This window comes from Rhodococcus sp. WS1 (genome assembly GCF_003797745.1).
GTDB classification, from domain to species: domain Bacteria; phylum Actinomycetota; class Actinomycetes; order Mycobacteriales; family Mycobacteriaceae; genus Rhodococcus_F; species Rhodococcus_F erythropolis.
This window is the reverse complement of sequence record NZ_RKLZ01000004.1, coordinates 288135-305241: the sequence shown is the minus strand read 5'-3', so window position 1 is coordinate 305241 and position 17107 is coordinate 288135. Positions and strand designations below refer to the sequence as shown.

Genomic DNA, 17107 nt, shown 5'->3' with positions numbered 1-17107 from the left:
CGGAGACAACGCTTCCGAAGCGATCCGCAGTCCTTCCAGCTGCACTTTCGGCGTCGGATCGCCAGCCACCAACCGCGGCGCTCCCCCCAACGCTTCGCGTCGGGAGGCGGAGCGAGTCGCTTCGCTCCCCGCCAGGGAGCCGCTGCGCGGCTCGCAGTGGGTCGAGTGCCGTTGCCGCCGATCGAGTCGCTTCGCTCCTCTGAATTCCGAATCTTGGTTCTCACCAATTGAATTCATCGCAACGTCTGAACCGGTACCCGACACCCGAACGAGGCTGGGGAGGAGGGGAGGGTCACGGAAAGCGCCCCGTCTCGCGTCCACTGCCTCGTCATCATCATGCTCCCAATCATACACCCCCACCCACCAAACTGCAAAACAACCCGAAAACGCCGAACACCGAAACACTCACCACCGCAACATAATTAGACGTTCACGAAAACATCACCGTGCACAACTCACGAAACCAACCCAACACCAACCGAATACCGAAACCTACTGACACACAACAACATTCAAAAAGGAGCCCACAACCCCCCACCCGACCCGGCACCACCCACACCAACCAAACGCACCCTCACCGACATCCACCACAGGTCAGGTGCCCGTCCGATTCACAGGACCCGCCGTGGGCGACGGACCGCTGGACGCGGGCGGTTGAAGCACAGGATGGACCGCAGGGTGCCGATAATCTGCTTGAGTACCCTCTCGACCGCCGCCTCGCGCTCCAACGGACACAGTCGACGCCGCCAAGATCCTCGAACATCATGTGGGGTCAGTGGCACGAAAGACCACTGCGTCTGGGAGCAACGGCTATTCTTCATCGACATTGCATCTATGTAGCGATGATCGACATAGCGGGAGGTAGTAGTGGCTACGACGGTCGAAGCTGCAGAGATAATCCGGTGGTCACTTAGTCGATTGTCCGGGGTGAACGGGCATCATGATTTTGAACACTTGTGCCGACATGTAGCCAAACTTCGGATTACCAGCAACGTACTTCCAGCTACGGGCCCGGTATCGGCAGGCGGTGACCAAGGTCGAGATTTCGAGTCGTTTCACACCTACCTGGCAGCTGAGCTACCGTTCGCGCTAGGGTTTTTGGCGTTGGCTTCAGAGGACGTCGTTGTCTTCGCTTGCACCATCCAACGGAATGGTCTCAAAGCCAAATTCAAGAACGACATCGACGCTATCTGTACTCAGGGAACCCCCGTCGACCGTATCTACATCTTCGCTACCGAAGACATCGCCGCCAGTTTGCGGCACAACCTCGAAGAGTGGGCTCTAGATCAACACCGGGTCAAACTGCAGATCATCGACGGCTTAGCGCTCGCTGAACTTCTTGCCGAACCGGACCTCTACTGGATCGCTCGGCAGTACTTGAACCTGCCTACGGAGCTCGCACCACAAGTAATTGAACCTGAATCCGATCTTCCCGAGTGGTACATCGACTTACGTGATTACTGGCAGAACAATGACAGCAACCCGTCCAATCTCGGCGACCTGTTCGACCTTCGCCACGGATTGCGCCACGCGATACCCCCGGGACCGGCTCGGGCAGATCTCGCTGGTTGGCTCGCGCTGATCACACGACTTGCCGAACAAACTCCAGTAGTCGATGTCCGACTACATGCCGTCTACGAGATCGTCACGGCGCGATATCGCGGTACCGCAGATCTACGAACCGCCGAATCGCTGATTCGTACATTCATGACTGAGTTCGAGCAGAGTACCGATCCCACGATTCTCTTCAACGCCAGCGTCATGATTCAACTATGTAGTGCGGCAGCCGCATTCGGGCATACTGATATCCCGCTGCCAGAGATATTGGAGTGGATACCGCACCTGCATTACCACCTTGCTGGGCTTCTCAGCCAAGATTGGGGTCCCAATACCCGTGCAGCTTTGCTGCAGGCTGCCGCGCACGTCGCACTACAATTCGACTACTCGGATATCGCCCTCCAGCCGAGCGATGTCAGTCTGAGCGAGATCGATGAACAGTACGGGCACCTGATCGAAGCGATCGATCAGGGCACGATGCAACAACACCTTGACGCAGCTCCGTTGCTGGATATCGACGAAGGTATGCAGCGGCTAGTCGAACTAGTTGAACTTCTACCCGACGCCCCGGCGTTCCCGATCGACACGGTTAGCGCAATATTCGATCTCCTCTCGCCGTCTCTGCTTGATCACCCCCTTTACCGTCAGGTTTGCGATGGTTTCGATGACGCCGTCAAACGACTCGATGGTGATATCGCGGTCGGGGAGCGATGCCGACAGCGGGCACAAGCTCTGCACAAAGCCGGCAATCTGTTGGGCGCGCTGCGTGAATTTCATGTGGCGAAGGTCAACTGGTTCCACGGTGACACCCTCTTCGGCACGTTGCGGGCAATGGCTAACATCATGGACATCTATTGCGCTCTCGGTATGTACCTAGCCGCCAAGAAATACGCCTTGGCGATGGCCGCCATTGCGCAGGGAAGCCTCGACCCATCGGATAGGGAATTCGTTCCGATAGCGTTATTCTCCGCATCCGATCAAGACAACTTGGCAGGAGCGTGGGTCAGCTCGGCAAACCTGGCGGCGATCGCCAGCCTCGCCCACATGAACTATGCACCAGACGCCGTCAATCTCGATCGTCATCAATACGTCCTGGACGCGGTCCACCGTCAAGCGATCTCCACCTTGGTTGCGCACCAAACCCGTCCGGATTTCGAGCCGGCACTGTGGGAGATACTGAACCAGGGTCCCACCGGTTCGCTGGTTCAAGCACGGCGCGAATCTCTCGCAGCAATGCCCGTCCGAAACGATGAAGAGTGGATGGATTGGCTATCCGATAAGGCCGGTGCGCCGTTCAGTGACGTCGGTCCGGTCCGAATCGCCACCTTCCACGCCCTCGGAGTTCGATGGCACGTCCACAGTCGCAACGAACAAAATTCCGTGCTCGCGCTCGAGGACTTCACCTCGACGCTTCAAGTTCTTCTGGTCGAGTTCGCGTCTCTTGATCCGGTGGTCCTTGCTCAAGACGTCGATATCGAGATCCGGACATATTCAGCCGACGAACGTCCCATCAACACCTATTTGACACGGATGGACGGTGATCGCCGACTGTGGCTGCTGCACATGCCTGCTGAACCAGAGCGAGCATCTGACGCCGAGATTCTCATGGAAGGCAGCAGCCTTCACCTGGCCTTTCAAGTCTTAATCGGTAACTCACTGCTTGACGTGGAACAGTTCAGCAAATTGATGGAGACTGCAGCGGACAACGGTCTGTTCAACAACTTGGAGGTCGGCCGACCGTATCGGGAGCTTGCACATTTCCGGACGCAGTCAGTCCCGCCCCTTGCCGCTACCCGATACCAACCTCTACGCCATCCGGCCCGGCCGAACCCTAGAAAAGGCTCCCAACTCCTCGAACCACGCTCGGAACACGGACCCGGTTACTCGGCCGCGAAGGCGCAAGCAATCCTGACCGAACGCTATGAACTGCTACCTGACCCTATCCGATATACAGTTCCAGAATTGTTGAAAGACAATAGAATTAGGGCTCTCTTCCAGCAACTCCGAGCAGAAGGCTGGAAGGACTGGCACCTTCTCAGCGTCGTACTGAGCCTGTCTGTAACCCATCGAATCGAAGCACATCACGGCCCAGTCACAGCCGGTCGCGTCGCGGAATTGAGATCGTTGATCGTCGCGGAGTCTAGGCGCCACGAAGAACAGAACGACCCTCGAATCTCCGCAGCGACAATCACCAGAGAAGCAATGGAAGTCGGAATCCGGGCTGTAGCAGTGAGCAGCCTCCCCCGTTGGAACCTAACGCTCCACCACGGAGACACAGAGGCCGAGGCAGTGATGCAGGTGCTCGGCCAACGTTACGGGTTCTGGGCCGACGACATCACCCACCCGGAAATCTTCCCGGAATTGTCGACTACCGACAGGTGATTCTCGCCGACAATTGCACGTTTACCCAGCCATCCTGGGAATCAGCAACACCTGTCCGCTGCGGAATTGTGCGCTTGCCGCAAGCAACTGCCATCGCACCATCGAGCTGACACTTGCTCATCATCCAGTTCTGCAGCTCGCGCTCGAGGTACCTCGCTCACAGCGGCAGCGGGGCATAGCGGCTGACTATTCATGCGCCCTCGCCTTCCCAATCATCTCAGCCACCGACTTCAACGATTTCTCCATCGCATTCTGAAGTCCGAGGACCGTGCCTGGCGCGGAGCGCCCGAATTCATCCCGGTCGACCGACCGTGCACCGACGAGGACGACCCGACTGTCTCGGAGCGGCCGAAGACCCATCTGCCGCACCAACTCCCGCCACGCCCGCCCGGCCAGCATGGCCAGGCCCTGACAGTCCAGCGAACCGAACCTGTCCGTTGCCGGCGTGTGAAAATCTGCGTGGGCATCACACCACACGAAACCGGGGTCGACACCGCCGGCTTGCAAGCCCGCGATCACCCCGACCGAGGTGTTGCAGTCACCGGACAGCAAGACGGGAAACGCCCCGGCAGAGACCGCATCGGCGGTGGCAACCCGGACAGCTCGTTGCACAGCGAAACCCGTTCTCAGCTCGCTGCACCAATCACCCACCGGCGGCGCGATCTCGACCAACTCGGTACGGCAACCACTCTGTTCGAGGCGATCGATCAGCCCGTGCGCCAGTAGATTCGCCGGACCGGTACCCATGCGCATCATCGTGTGACCCGCATCGAAGGGAGCACACATCACCAGAGTTGGCCCGTAGCATCGGAGAGATGCTGATATCGAAGGCCGGCCTGTCACGAGAGGAAGCAGCCACCCTCATCGGCCACAGAACAGCTGCCAACGAAACAGTCTTCCTCTTCCCCCAAAAACGCTTGCGCGCCGTTTGATCGTCGACGTCAACCAGCTACCACAAACGAGCATCGCGATCGATTCCGTCGGTGCGATCGGAGCGGAACCAGAGGGCGCTCGAAGATCATCTATTCAGCCATGCGGTTGTTGATCGGTGATGGTCGGGGTGCCGTTCTTCTATTCGATCCGAGAGACCTGCAGTCCGCCATCGTTGAGGCTCTTGTACAAGTCCTCAATTTCGACCTGTCCGCCGCGCTCATCGCATTGTGTGAAAATTATTCGTTGCGCAGCACGTGAGAGTCCGACAAAGAAAGCTGATGTAGATGCTGCGGGATCTTTACCGTGTGACCACCACTGATTATCATCCAGCCCAAGGAAGAAGACGGTGTGGTACTCCAACCCCTTGCTCCGATGGATCGTCAATAACGAAATGGCGTCATTTCCCTCATAGGCGTCGACTGCTTCACGCCAGGACTCGCTTTCGGTTGCGACAAAGCGCAATCTAGCCTTGAAAGCATCCGCTCGAACAGTGATGTCTTCCGGCCTATCGACCATGCTCATGTGACCTGCGGTTGAGTCATTGAGAAATCTACTGATCTGATCGTGCACCAAATCGATTGTGTGGGCACTGAATGGGTTCTCCCGGAGTCGCTGTCGAAGACTCTGTAAGAAGGTCGATAGTTCGTTGTCAGATCCTGCTGACTGCATATCTGTTTCAGCGCCGCGGAGATGGGCGAACTTGGAGCTGACCTCAAGCCATGTTTGTGGTTGGCCGCCCGCACTCGCTTCGGTCGCGGCGAGCTTGAGTACGCCTACGAGGAGTCTGCTGTACTCGTCTTTGAGCAAGTCCTGAAGGCTCAGTTGACCGAAAAGTGCGTCGTCGTTGCGTAGCTGTATCCCGTGCCTGTTGAGGGCGCTACGAAGTGGCCCCTCTAACTGGGCCACTTTCTGTCGAGCCACTAGTGCATAGTCATCTGGCTTCCGCCCGGATGTTTCCATATCGGCCGCGATCCACGCAGCTACTGTCGCTGCCTCTTTCTGCAAGGTTGAGAACGACCAGATTCGTGCGGGCTCGTCCGCGATGTCGGCTACAGCCTTCGATACAGCTCTAGCCGCCGATGGGTCCAGCTTTTGTGCGAAGCGGTGCTGCAAATCCACGAGTGCTTCTGTGGACCGGAAGTTCCATGTCAGTTCGTAATGGTTGGCGCTGAAGTCAGAACGGAACTCGGTGAAGGCGTCGTCGAGAGCACCGGCCCAGCCCATGATGCGTTGTTTGCTGTCGCCCACCGTAGTGATAGTCGTGTGTTGATGTGCAAAGGCTGCCCGGAGGAAGGAATACTGCGCGTACGTGGTGTCTTGGAACTCGTCGATAAACAGGACCGGATATGTCTGTTGAAGCGCGCTCTGGAGGTGTGCACTGTTCCGAATGATCAGTTCGGCGAGCCGATTGAGCATTATGAAGTCGACGACGGGCGCTTCCTTTCCCCGATACTTCTCCAACCACCAATGATGTACGGCATATTCGGTGGCGGTGGCTGGTTCAGTCGGTTCTGCGGGGAGAGCATGGACCGCGACCATTTCAGCAAGGAACGTGCCGGGGGAAATGCCGTGGAGATCCGTGAGCATCTCCGGATCCGTGTTACGTCCTAGCACATCAAGGAATTCTGCGACCTCCTGCGTCTTCGCATAACCGATCTCATAATTGCCGTTCATTGCCCACGGTTCTGGCAGTAGGGCTCGAAATTGGTCGACAATGCTCTTGGTGAATGCGTCGAATGTCATCGAAACGAAGCGGTTGGCATGTTCTGGTGTGCGCTGCTGCACGCGTCGTTGGAGATTGGCTGCTGCGGACCGTTTGAATGAGATCGCAAGTATTCGGCGCGGCGCGGGGCATAAGCCAGTTTCCAGTAGGTAGCTGGCGCGCTGCGCCAGAAACTCTGTTTTCCCCGCTCCTGGCCCGGCCGTGACGCAGGTGTGCGCGTCGTCTCGCAGGGCCGCCCATGCTGCTGGTTCGAGTTCGTCGATACCCTCCGGCTCCCACTCCTCGGGTAGCTTCGCGGTCATGAGATCTGGAGCTCACGCTTGATGAGTGAGATGAGAGCCGCGAGCTCCGGTGGCGGCTTCAAAAGTTGCTCTGTGTTCATTGCGGTCAGCATTCGCATGTGGGTGCCGGGCTTCGACTTGTTCAGGAACCAATACCGGTACCAGCGGAGCAACTCGTTCCCGCGAGTTGCCGCCCAGTACGTCGACGCTTCCCCACCGGTGGGGCGCCCTACACCGAGCACGGCATCGGTGGGGTCTGGGTCTGCTCGAGGTCCTGTTGCACCTGGGTCGAGATTAGTTGTGTAAGGGCTCCAGAACGCACTAAGCATTGACATGTCAAGGTCGAGAGGCGTCGAGAAAAACACGTTCCACGTGCGCAGATGGACGATCCACTTGTTGATGGCGGTATTGTCCAATCCGACTAGATCGGCGGTGCTGTTGTAACCGTCGAGGCCCGCAAAGGGGTCGATATCGATCTCCAGAAGTTGCACACATACGTCCTTGATGCGGCCTTCTCCACCTCCGTTTCGTCCCCAGTCGAGATCTAGCAGCGTCGCATGGGGAATCTTGAGATCGTCCAGAAGTCGCCAGAAGTGGTTGGTATGTCGACCTCCTAAGGGGATCATCGCGACGAAAGACCGATCGATGGGCACCCCCTGGGCTTCTGCGAGAAGTGGAATAACTATCTCTTCAGAGTCTCCCTCACCAAGAACGACATAGCGGGCGAAATACAGTTCGGGGTGAGCTCGTACCGCTTCTCGAATGTACTTTCCTGCCTCGGTCTCATTGTCTGGCAGTCGAATCGAATTGACGACCGTGCTGCCGGAAGATGGGTCGAGGCGGAAATGGCGGACTTTGTCTGGCGCTACGCGCGCGAGCGCTCCAGATGAGTGGCTTGAAAGCATCGCCTGGGCACTATGCCCGTCGCCTAGCTCCATCAGTTGCCTGACTACTCGCGAGAGGTAGTAGGGGGACAGGCTATTCTCTGGCTCCTCGACCGCCAGAAGCGTCAATGTCGGCAGCGTACCTGCGGAGAGGTCGAAACGGTCTTCGTGACCGCCTTCCGCTACCTTCGATTCGATGTCAAGTGTCGCTGCGGTGAGAGCGAGGTGCAGCATGGAGCGCTGGCCGTCGCTCAGAAATCGGGCGTGACGTTTACGGCCAGTATGCGATGGCCGAAACATCAACTCGGCGTTCCCAACCAGTGCAGCCACGTCGCGGTTGATCGGTTCAAAAGTTGGAACTGTGTCGGTCGTATCTTGATGCAGTTGTTGCCAACGCTTCGCCAACGCTTCCTCCACCGTCGATACGGCCGGCTCAGATTCGAACTTTTCGAGCAAATCGGTCGCCGCATCAGTAACGTGCCCGCGCAGATCATCCGACCAGCGGCTCGCACGCCACAATCGTCCACGCAAAAAAGTTGTAATCTGTCGAGCTCCGTCACGCGAGGCCGGGACGTAAACCATTTGGATCCTATTCCGATCAGCTCCACGAAATGGAACCCAGTTATCGCCATAGTCCTCGTCGAAGTTGTAAATCACACGGCGCTCGTCCTCAACGGTCCCCTCGATCAAACCATCGTCGGTCCATGTCGCACGGAGTGCGATGCGGCATTTCAGTTGGCCGTCAACTGTTGCGGCCATGTGACGGAAGAACTCCGGGACGCTGGCGGTCATACTTGAAGGCGTCGCTTTGTCTGCGACGTCGAGTTCGGGAAAGGCGAGGATGACTTCAATCGCCAGCGTTCGTTCCTGTGGGGACTGTTCCTCATCCGCTGGCACATGGAAATCTTCGACGTGAATTTGCCGTTGTTCTTGCGTGACACCGAACAACCGGAGGAGCGCTTGACAGACTGCTGTCTTGCCGGAGCCATTAGCACCGATCAAGGCAGTTAACTGCTGGTCCAACGAGACTGTGGTGGGCTGCGCCCCAAAGCATTGGAAGTTCGTCAGTGTCACGCTCTCCACGTACATGCAGGTTCCCCTTAGATATTTACTGCTTTGGTATCTGCCGATGCCGCGCTGTCAGCTTAAGTCAAGCGGTGGATGACGCTAGCTCGACAATCGAGGTCACGTCACCATCTACATGGCAGTTCGGCGTGCACGAACGGGACTGCCCGAGTCCAGCCGTGTGTGCGGCGCCCTACTCAAGCCTCCCGTGAAGCGTCCACATGGACTTCATCCGGCAGTGGAGCGCTCTCCTATCGCGTGGGCAAACGCCGTCAGTAGCCCTGCCACTATGAGCGCGACAACGAATGAAACAGATGAGGGGATCCATGAGGCGATCCGGTTGAGGCCGTCGTATCCGAATGCCGTTACACCGCTTGCGATGGCTGCAATCGAGGAACCTCTCCAGATCCATTCGCTCGGCGTTTCACCCGTAACGAGGTCCGCGAATGAACGGTGAACGAGGTACTGACCAAGGACGACAGCGCCACTCGATGCCAGGCAGACGAGTAGGGACCCACCTGCTCCAGGTAGGTGGCGTACGAAATATGTCAAGGTACCTGTGAAACCGAGGAATGCGGCGGCGGAGAAGAGAGCCGCGCTGAGGTAGCAGCCCAACTCGTTGTCTCGGTACGGTGTGCGATCGATGTCGATCGCAACGAAAATCGCGGCGACGACTCCGACGAACAGCACGCCGGTTAAACCCAGTAAGGTGGTCCATCCCAGCCAGTTCCAGCGCGACCAGTCCGCATAGTGATTGACTGCCACTTCTTGCATGAGCGATCCCACTCCATTGTCGGTGTCGTACGTTGAGTAATGTTGTGTTGGAATATATTTCGATGCTTCGAGCACCGCTGTTGAGGACTTCCCGCCGTCGATCAGCGGCAGCCTTTCAAGCGATGTGACCGTCTTGGCCTGAGAAGCAACTCCAGCGACTTCGGCTAGTCAGCGCCGTAGGCGTCAGTGTGGAGTTCGGCCGTAGCTGGGTCAGTTGCGCTCCAGTGTCCGCGCCAGCGGGTCGCTGGAGGCGCGAAGACCTGTCCGTTGCTTTGATCGGCGAACACATCTCCTCGGCTTGGTGCAATTTGACGTAGCGCGCGGTCAGAGCGGTCAGGCAACTGTTCAGTTGGACCGGATCAGCGCTGTTGTGTTCATCGCGGAAGATTGCTTTGTCTTCGTCAGCTATGAGTGGGTGGGCGTGGACCATCTGCCACGGTGTGGCCGTGGTGACGGTTCCTCGGGCATCGAATTGCCGGCAGTAGAAGTTGTTGATCAATCCTGCACGCGCGCGCCAGATCTCGTTGAGGAGGTCGATGGCCGCGTCGCTGGTGCAGTGTTCGGTGGGTGCAGGAACGTCTTGGGCTTGACCGGTTTTCGGGGTGTGGGGTGTACCCAAGCGTAAGTAGAAGTCGACGTTCTGTTCTACGCACCAGTGCTCTATCCGTGCGGCGAGTTGTTCATCGGATGTTGTCGCTGTCAACGCTTCGATTGCGAAGGGAAGGTCGTGTCCGATCGAGGTCAGTGCCGCGCCCAGTGCATCGTCTTTGCGGTAGTCGAAGGAACGGTACGTCGTCCATCGTGTGGCGGTAGCTGTGCTGGTGAGGGTGACGATCGGGGATCTGTCTCCGTGGTGGTGGATCGTGGCTTCGATGTGTCCTGGCGCTGCTGAGGGCTGAGAGACGAGACGGCGGATCGGGGCGTCAGCGGCTACGAGCGCATGTGCCGGGCATAAGTTCGGGTGGGTACTGCGTGCACGCTCTGCGGCTAGGGTTCTGTCCACAGTCGCCGACGACATGCTCAACAACTGTTCTGTAGTTGCCGTCCCCGAGGTGAGGTGGCCGTGACGGATGAGTGCGTCGACGAGCGTGGGAAGCGCTGGGACGAGCCGCTTTCCGGTCGGCATGTCGAGAAGTTTCCAGCACCAGGTAAGTAATTCCACTGTCTCTAGGCTGTACTTCAGCCGTGATCGAGGTTGCGGGTCGACAGCTCTGGGGGTGGTGGTCCATTTCAGGACGCGGCGAGCGTGGCTTCGGTGCCATCCGGTGCGGGCGCACAGGTCGTCGAGAAGCACACCTTTGGTTCGCTTGTCCGCGCTGGCGTAGGCAAGGGCGATGTCTTCGACGATGCGCTGGTGGCTGTGCCCGCGTGCAGGTTCTAAGCGCTTGTTCGTTACCGACATTCAGGTCCCCTCCTGTGTTGGATCTGTCCTCCTATCTAGTTGTCGGATACCGAACGTCCCGAATCGACAGTTTCCGAAAGAATTTTTCGCTGCTGTTCGAGGAAGCGACGCTCGACATCGTTTTCGACCAAGATCAGGGCTTCGTCGAGGGCGCAGAGAGCTTCTTTGATGTTGCCGAGTCTGCGGTGCATGTCGGCTCGGGCTGCGGGCAGGTAGTGGTAGCCGGAAAGTTGGTGGTCGGTACCGAGAGGATCCAATGCCGCGAGGCCTGCTTTGGGACCGAAGGCTTCACCGATGGCGATGGCACGGTTGAGCGCGACGACTGGTGAGGGCCAGATGGTCACCATCTGGTTGTAGAGGTCCACGATCCGGATCCAGTCTGTTTCGTCCCATCTACCGGCTTGGGCGTGCACTGCGGCAATGGCTGCCATCAGTGCGTAGCGGCTCGGGGGGCGCTGTTTCATCGCGTGGCGGGCCAGAGTGAGGCCCTCGTGAATTGCTGTGTGGTCCCAGAGTTGGCGGTCTTGTTCACTCAGTCGCAACAGTTGGCCGTCGCTGTCGGATCGAGCTTCGCGGCGGGCATCAGTCAGCAGGACCAATGAGAGGAGCCCTGTCGGCTCGGATTGGTGCGGTAGCAGCTCGTGCAGTAGTCGTGCCAGGTGCAGCCCGCGTTCAGTGAGATCCCGTCGTTGCAGCTCTGATCCGGAGGGGGCGGTGTGGCCTGTGGTGAAGACGAGGTGGATCACATCGACAACCGCGTCGACCCGGCTGGCGAGTTCCTCTGCGGCTGGCTCGCGGTAGGGGATTCCGGCGGTAGCGATCTTCTTTTTGCCGCGGGTGATGCGTGCTGCCATCGTCGATTCCGATACGAGGAAGGCTCGTGCAACGTCCGGTGTGGAGAGCCCGCAGACCAGCCGCAAGGTCAGAGCCACGCGTGTAGAGACGGGTAGTGCTGGGTGACAGCAGGTGAAGATCAACCTGAGTCTGTCGTCGGGGATGTCTTGGTCGTCGAGGTTGTATGCGTCGCCGACGATGAGCAGGGGAAGCTTGGTGTCGAGCAAGTCGCGGCGTCGGATGAAATCGATGGCCCTTCTTCGCGCCACAGTGGTCAACCACGCGACGGGACTTTCGGGTACGCCATGTTCGGCCCAGTTGGTCAGGGCCGAGGCGTAGGCCTCCTGCGCGCATTCTTCGGCGAGATCGAGGTCGAGGGTTGTTCGAGCCGCTGCGGCGAGAACGTATGCCCATCCCGTTCGGTGCGCGTCCGCGATTGCAGCGTGAACGCCAACTTGGTGCATCAGCTCGGTCCCCCTGTTGCCGTGATCCATCTGTTGCACGCGCGGTCAGATTCCGCGGATCGGACGTACTTCGATCCCGCCGAAAGGCGCCGGCAATTCGCGGGCGATGACCAGGGCGGCATCGAGGTCGTCCGCTTCGATGACGAAGAATCCGCCTATCACCTCCTTCGCTTCAGCGAACACCCCGTCGATGATGGTGACGCCGTCCCCATCGCCGCGGCGGAGACTGGTGGCGGACGAGGAACTGTGCAGCCTCCGCGATTGGGTCACTACATCGGCGTGATCGGCGAGGAATGCCTGATAGCGCGCTTCGAGGGCTCCGGGATCTTCTCGTTCGCATCGTTCGATCTGTTCTTCGTCTTCGTGAACCAACAGTAGATATTCCGGCATGCCCGCTCCCCTATTTCGCATTCAGTTGAGTTAACTCACTCTATATATGTCGAACGACAGGAAGCCGAAATCGACACTCTGGCCAATCTTTTCGCGAACCTCTTTGGTGATGCGACGACACGGTTTCGGGCAGTACTACAAGGTGTAAGACTATTTCGGATTCCAGTGCGCCGACTCATGTCTCGTTTCAGAGTCGGCGCTTTCATCTCGCTCCAATTTTCGGGAGGCGATTGTGAGTTCCCTCGTCAGCAGGGTCGCAAGCAGGCAGGCCGATGAGGTCGATTCGCGCTTTCACCTGGCACCAGGACTACGCCGTCAGATCAACAAGGTATTCCCCACGCATTGGTCCTTCTTGCTCGGCGAGATCGCCCTCTACAGCTTCGTGGTGTTGCTCATCACAGGCGTGTTCCTGACATTGTTCTTCGACCCCTCACAGGCCGAGGTCGTCTATCAGGGGGCATACCAACCGCTCAACGGGGTGGTGATGTCGCGTGCATACGAAACCTCACTCGATATTTCCTTCGAAGTGCGCGGAGGATTGTTCGTCCGCCAGGTTCACCACTGGGCCGCACTGATGTTCGCAGCGTCGATGATCGTGCATATGGCGCGCATCTTCTTCACCGGTGCGTTTCGCCGACCCCGTGAAGTCAACTGGGTGATCGGATCCTTGCTCCTCATTCTGGCGATGTTCGAGGGCTTCTTCGGATACTCCCTGCCGGATGATTTGCTCTCCGGTACCGGATTGCGCTCGCCGCTCGGTGGAATCACGATGGCCATACCCGTCGTCGGTACATGGCTGCATTGGGCCATCTTCGGTGGTGAGTTCCCGGGGACGTTGCTGATCCCGCGGCTCTACGTCATGCACGTGCTCATCTTTCCGGGTTTGATCCTTGCTCTTGTCGCAGCGCACCTGGCGATTGTCTGGTACCAGAAGCACACACAAATCCCGGGGACTGCACGCACCGAGAACAATGTCGTCGGCGTCCGAATCCTTCCGGTGTTCGCGGCGAAATCGGGCGCCTTCTTTGCCCTCGTCTTCGGGATACTCGCCGTGATGGGTGGCCTGTTGCAGATCAATCCGATCTGGGTTCTGGGCCCATACAACCCTGCGCAAGTTTCTGCAGGCTCCCAGCCCGACTTCTACATGATGTGGACCGACGGTATAGCGCGCCTGATCCCGGCCTGGGAAATCTATCTGTTCAACCGGTACACCATTCCCTCGGCATTCTGGGTTGCACTCGCAATGGGTGCGGTGTTCGTCCTGATGATTGCGTATCCGTGGATCGAAAAGCGTTTGAGCGGTGAGGACAGCCATCACAATCTTCTGCAACGCCCCCGCGACGTTCCGGTGCGTACGGCAATCGGGGCGATGGCGATTGCCTTCTATGTCGTGCTGACGATTTCCTGTGTCAACGACCTCATCGCGCTGAAATTTCACATATCGCTCAACGCGATGACCTGGGCGGGACGAATCGGTGTGATCGTCTTGCCGGCGATAGCGTATTTCGTGACTTACCGGTTCTGCATCGGCCTGCAGCGCAGCGACCGCGCGGTCCTCGAACACGGCATCGAGACAGGCATCATCAAACGCTTGCCGTCAGGGGCCTATCTGGAAACGCATCAGCCGCTCGGACGCGACGGCGAGGCGTTGGAATATCAGGGAGCGGCAGTTCCCAAGCGGATGAACAAGCTCGGCGCCGCGGGAAGACCCTATCCCGGTTCACTTTTGGGTCCGGACCCTGAGGACGAAGTTCAAGCACTGAACCGCGCGGAGGAAGAGTCCGAGCACGAACTTCTTGCCACTCTCAGTCAGCGCCAGATCACCGGATCGGCCGACTAACCGCACACAAACGACACTGCGGGGCGCTCCTGGAATCAGGGGCGCCCCGCAGTTCGGCATGCTCACGGCTGGCCATACGTCGAGTGCTTCTTGCCGGTTTTACCGTGCGGTGGAGCGGTCGACCACAGTCCTGTATTCGGTGGTGATTTCACGAAGGCGCCGGGCTGGGGCGGACGCAGGATCGCCGGCGCGGGAGGCTGCCTTCTTCTCGGACTCGTTCATCGCCCGATTGGCCTCAACGATGCTTGTTGTCGGGATGATGCGCATCGCTTCGTAGGATCGCAGTGCCGAGACCGGGTCGGTTGCCCGTGTGAAGCACTCTGCCAGTGCGCCGGCGTCGATGATCGCCTGGGATGCTCCGTTGGCCCCGATCGGGTACATCGGGTGCGCCGCATCGCCGAGTAGCGTCACCCGGCCGGAGCCCCAGTGACTCAACGGATCCCGGTCGACCATCGGGTACACGGAGACCTGCGGAGAGCGGGCTGCCAACTCTGTCAGGTCGAACCAGTCGAAATCCCATTCTGCGAGTGCGTTGACGAGTCCGGTGCGCTCGTCTTCGCTCGGGCTTCGTCTGTCGGAGGGAGTCAAGCAGACCCAGTTGAGCAGGGTCCTCCCCTCTACGCTCGCTTGTTCGCTGCAGGGATACGCCACCAGGCGAGTGCCCGTGCCGTCGTTGGCGATGATCATTGTCACGCCGTCGAGAAAGGTGTACGGCAGGTCCGCCAATCCTCGCCACATGGTGGTTCCCGCGACACTGACCGGCGCCTCGTCAGGATGAAGCCAGCGCCTGACGGTCGAGTGCAGCCCGTCAGCTCCGACAAGGACGTCGGTGTCGAGTATGCGGCTTCGGCCGTCCGAGTTCACGACGGTCAGTTGTATCGCCGTCTCGCCGCTGCCAGAGATGTTGGACAGCCGGGCGTCGGAGTGCACGGCTCCTGGCCCGAGTCGCTCGGTTACCGCGTCGAGGAGCATCATCTGCAAGTGACCCCGGTGCACGGAGTACTGCGGATAGTCGTGGCCCGCTGCGATTCCTCGGGGTTCGGTCCACAGGGTCCGACCGCGATGGTCGACGTATCGATGAGCCTGTGTGGCAATGCCGATCCTCGCGAGCTGATCGGCCAGGCCCAGTCTGGACAGTTCGGCGATCGCGGTGGGCTGGACGTTGATCCCGACGCCCAGGGGAACGATCTCGGGTGCGGATTCGAACAGCGCAGCCTCGTGGCCTCGCTCGTGCAGGGCCAGAGCGGCGGACAATCCGCCGATCCCGGCCCCGGCGATACTGATCGGGGGGCGTGTCGTGGTCAGGTCTTTGCTGGCCATCGCTGTAGTCCTTTCGGGTGCCGACAAAGAGAAGGCCCAGGCGGAACCGGTGGTTCCCGCCTGGGCTCTGTGGTGGATGTTGGTCTTGATCAGGCCTGTGTCACCGAGGCGACCGAATAGGGGCCTGGTGCCGGGGTGGCAAGCTCGGCCGCCTTCTTCGCGAAGACCTGCGCGTCGGGATTGGTGGCCACGGCCTTGATGTCGTCAGGGCTGCTCCACTGGGCCAGGTTGACGACACGAGAACCGTCCCGGCTGGCGAAGAGATTCACCGAGATGAAGCCGGGCTGGTGCTTGATGACCTTCTCGGTGCCCTCGTTGAGGACATCGATCAAGTCCTGCTGCTTCGCCGGGTCCTTGAGTTCCAGAATGTTGATGAATGTTGCGACCTTGTCGCCTTCACGAATCACTGTCTCAGTCATGTCATTACGGTAATCCGCCGTTCCTGCGTTGGCTAGGGTTCGGGAGAGCCGTAGACAGCTTTCCGCGCGGAATACCTCTCCTCGCGAGCATCATTGGTGATTCATCAGACACGCTGGCGCGTAATCACTTGATTCGTCACACTTTTCGCGAGCAGAGATCTGATGCAACGCTTGCGCGCATCTTCAGTGAGGCGTCATATCGTTGCAGATCTCGGAGCCATACTGTCATCGTTAGGGCGTCAGTTACCACCGAGTCAACGGCGCACCCGTTCGGATCGTGCGCACGGCGAATCGAAATCGTTGCCACTCAGTAATTTTCCGAGTTTCAGGCATGTGCACATTCCGAGAGGTCATGCGATGTACGAAGTTTTCGGCCCCGAGCAAGAGGCGGCACGTTCAAGGAATCGGAGCGTGGTCGCTCGTTATATGCAGACACGGGGCCTCGATCGGTTGAGAAGACACGAACTGTTCACCCAGGACGGCGAGGGCGGCCTGTGGACTACCGAGACCGGCGAACCGATCATGATCAAGGGAAAAGATCGACTCGCTGAACATGCCGTGTGGTCGCTCGAGTGCTTCCCGGACTGGTCATGGTTCAACATCGAGATCTTCGATACACAGGATCCCGATCGTTTCTGGGTCGAGTGCGACGGCGCCGGCATCATCCGGTTTGCCGGCTATCCCGAAGGCCGTTACGAGAATCATTTCATCCATTTCTTCCGCTTCGTGGACGGAAAGATCAGCCAGCAGCGCGAATTCATGAATCCCTGCCAACAGTTCCGGGCCCTGGGCATTGCGGTGCCGAACGTGATCCGTGAGGGAATTCCGACCTGACAACG

At 59.0% G+C, this 17107-nt stretch carries 13 protein-coding genes; 4 read left to right on the top strand and 9 right to left on the bottom strand.

What is annotated here, in order from left to right; all coding sequences use genetic code 11:
• Together EEB12_RS30710 and EEB12_RS29590 are read left to right on the top strand one after the other, a co-directional pair.
• Window positions 1-231, top strand: a 231-nt coding sequence (locus EEB12_RS30710; RefSeq protein WP_222839063.1) for a hypothetical protein, incomplete at its 5' end; no start/stop codon positions are given.
• 1476 nt (window positions 232-1707) lie between these two features.
• Window positions 1708-3939, top strand: coding sequence for a hypothetical protein (locus EEB12_RS29590; RefSeq protein WP_141489158.1), 2232 nt, complete (start codon window positions 1708-1710; stop codon window positions 3937-3939).
• A gap of 186 nt (window positions 3940-4125) precedes the next feature.
• Here EEB12_RS29590 and EEB12_RS29585 read toward each other — a convergent pair whose 3' ends face one another.
• The 7 genes from EEB12_RS29585 to EEB12_RS29555 all read right to left on the bottom strand — a co-directional run bounded on the left by EEB12_RS29585 (window position 4126) and on the right by EEB12_RS29555 (window position 12689).
• On the bottom strand, window positions 4126-4725 hold the full coding sequence (locus tag EEB12_RS29585) for an arginase family protein (protein ID WP_141489157.1): 600 nt from the start codon (window positions 4723-4725) through the stop codon (window positions 4126-4128).
• A gap of 285 nt (window positions 4726-5010) precedes the next feature.
• Window positions 5011-6897: a UvrD-helicase domain-containing protein gene (locus EEB12_RS29580; protein ID WP_141489156.1), complete on the bottom strand. Its 1887-nt coding sequence runs from the start codon at window positions 6895-6897 to the stop codon at window positions 5011-5013.
• On the bottom strand, window positions 6894-8849 hold the full coding sequence (locus EEB12_RS29575) for an ATP-dependent nuclease (RefSeq protein ID WP_141489155.1): 1956 nt from the start codon (window positions 8847-8849) through the stop codon (window positions 6894-6896). The genes EEB12_RS29580 and EEB12_RS29575 overlap by 4 nt, the downstream gene beginning before the upstream one ends.
• A gap of 204 nt (window positions 8850-9053) precedes the next feature.
• Entirely contained in the window at window positions 9054-9599 is a 546-nt protein-coding gene (locus EEB12_RS29570) for a hypothetical protein (protein ID WP_141489154.1), read from the bottom strand.
• A 115-nt stretch (window positions 9600-9714) separates the two neighbouring features.
• Window positions 9715-11001, bottom strand: a complete 1287-nt coding sequence (locus tag EEB12_RS29565) for a hypothetical protein (RefSeq protein ID WP_141489153.1) — start codon at window positions 10999-11001, stop codon at window positions 9715-9717.
• A 35-nt stretch (window positions 11002-11036) separates the two neighbouring features.
• Window positions 11037-12299 (bottom strand): RNA polymerase sigma factor, encoded by a 1263-nt coding sequence (locus EEB12_RS29560; protein WP_141489152.1) that lies wholly within the window; start codon window positions 12297-12299, stop codon window positions 11037-11039.
• 45 nt (window positions 12300-12344) lie between these two features.
• On the bottom strand, window positions 12345-12689 hold the full coding sequence (locus EEB12_RS29555) for a YciI family protein (protein WP_021334696.1): 345 nt from the start codon (window positions 12687-12689) through the stop codon (window positions 12345-12347).
• Window positions 12690-12921: 232 nt separating this feature from the next.
• Between EEB12_RS29555 and EEB12_RS29550 the strand changes: the two genes are divergently transcribed.
• The gene (locus EEB12_RS29550; protein ID WP_410055719.1) at window positions 12922-14529 is read left to right on the top strand and encodes a cytochrome b; all 1608 of its coding nucleotides are present in this window, start codon (window positions 12922-12924) and stop codon (window positions 14527-14529) included.
• Window positions 14530-14628: 99 nt separating this feature from the next.
• Here EEB12_RS29550 and EEB12_RS29545 read toward each other — a convergent pair whose 3' ends face one another.
• Together EEB12_RS29545 and EEB12_RS29540 are read right to left on the bottom strand one after the other, a co-directional pair.
• Window positions 14629-15849, bottom strand: a complete 1221-nt coding sequence (locus EEB12_RS29545; RefSeq protein WP_141489150.1) for an FAD-dependent monooxygenase — start codon at window positions 15847-15849, stop codon at window positions 14629-14631.
• A gap of 89 nt (window positions 15850-15938) precedes the next feature.
• A complete protein-coding gene (locus EEB12_RS29540) occupies window positions 15939-16268 on the bottom strand; it encodes an antibiotic biosynthesis monooxygenase family protein (protein WP_021334645.1) in 330 nt (109 codons plus the stop codon).
• A 357-nt stretch (window positions 16269-16625) separates the two neighbouring features.
• On the opposite strand from EEB12_RS29540, the gene EEB12_RS29535 reads away from it, so the two are divergent.
• Window positions 16626-17102 carry a PhzA/PhzB family protein gene (locus EEB12_RS29535; RefSeq protein ID WP_141489149.1) on the top strand — a complete coding sequence of 159 codons (477 nt, stop codon included), beginning with the start codon at window positions 16626-16628 and terminating at the stop codon, window positions 17100-17102.
• Window positions 17103-17107: the final 5 nt, after the last annotated feature.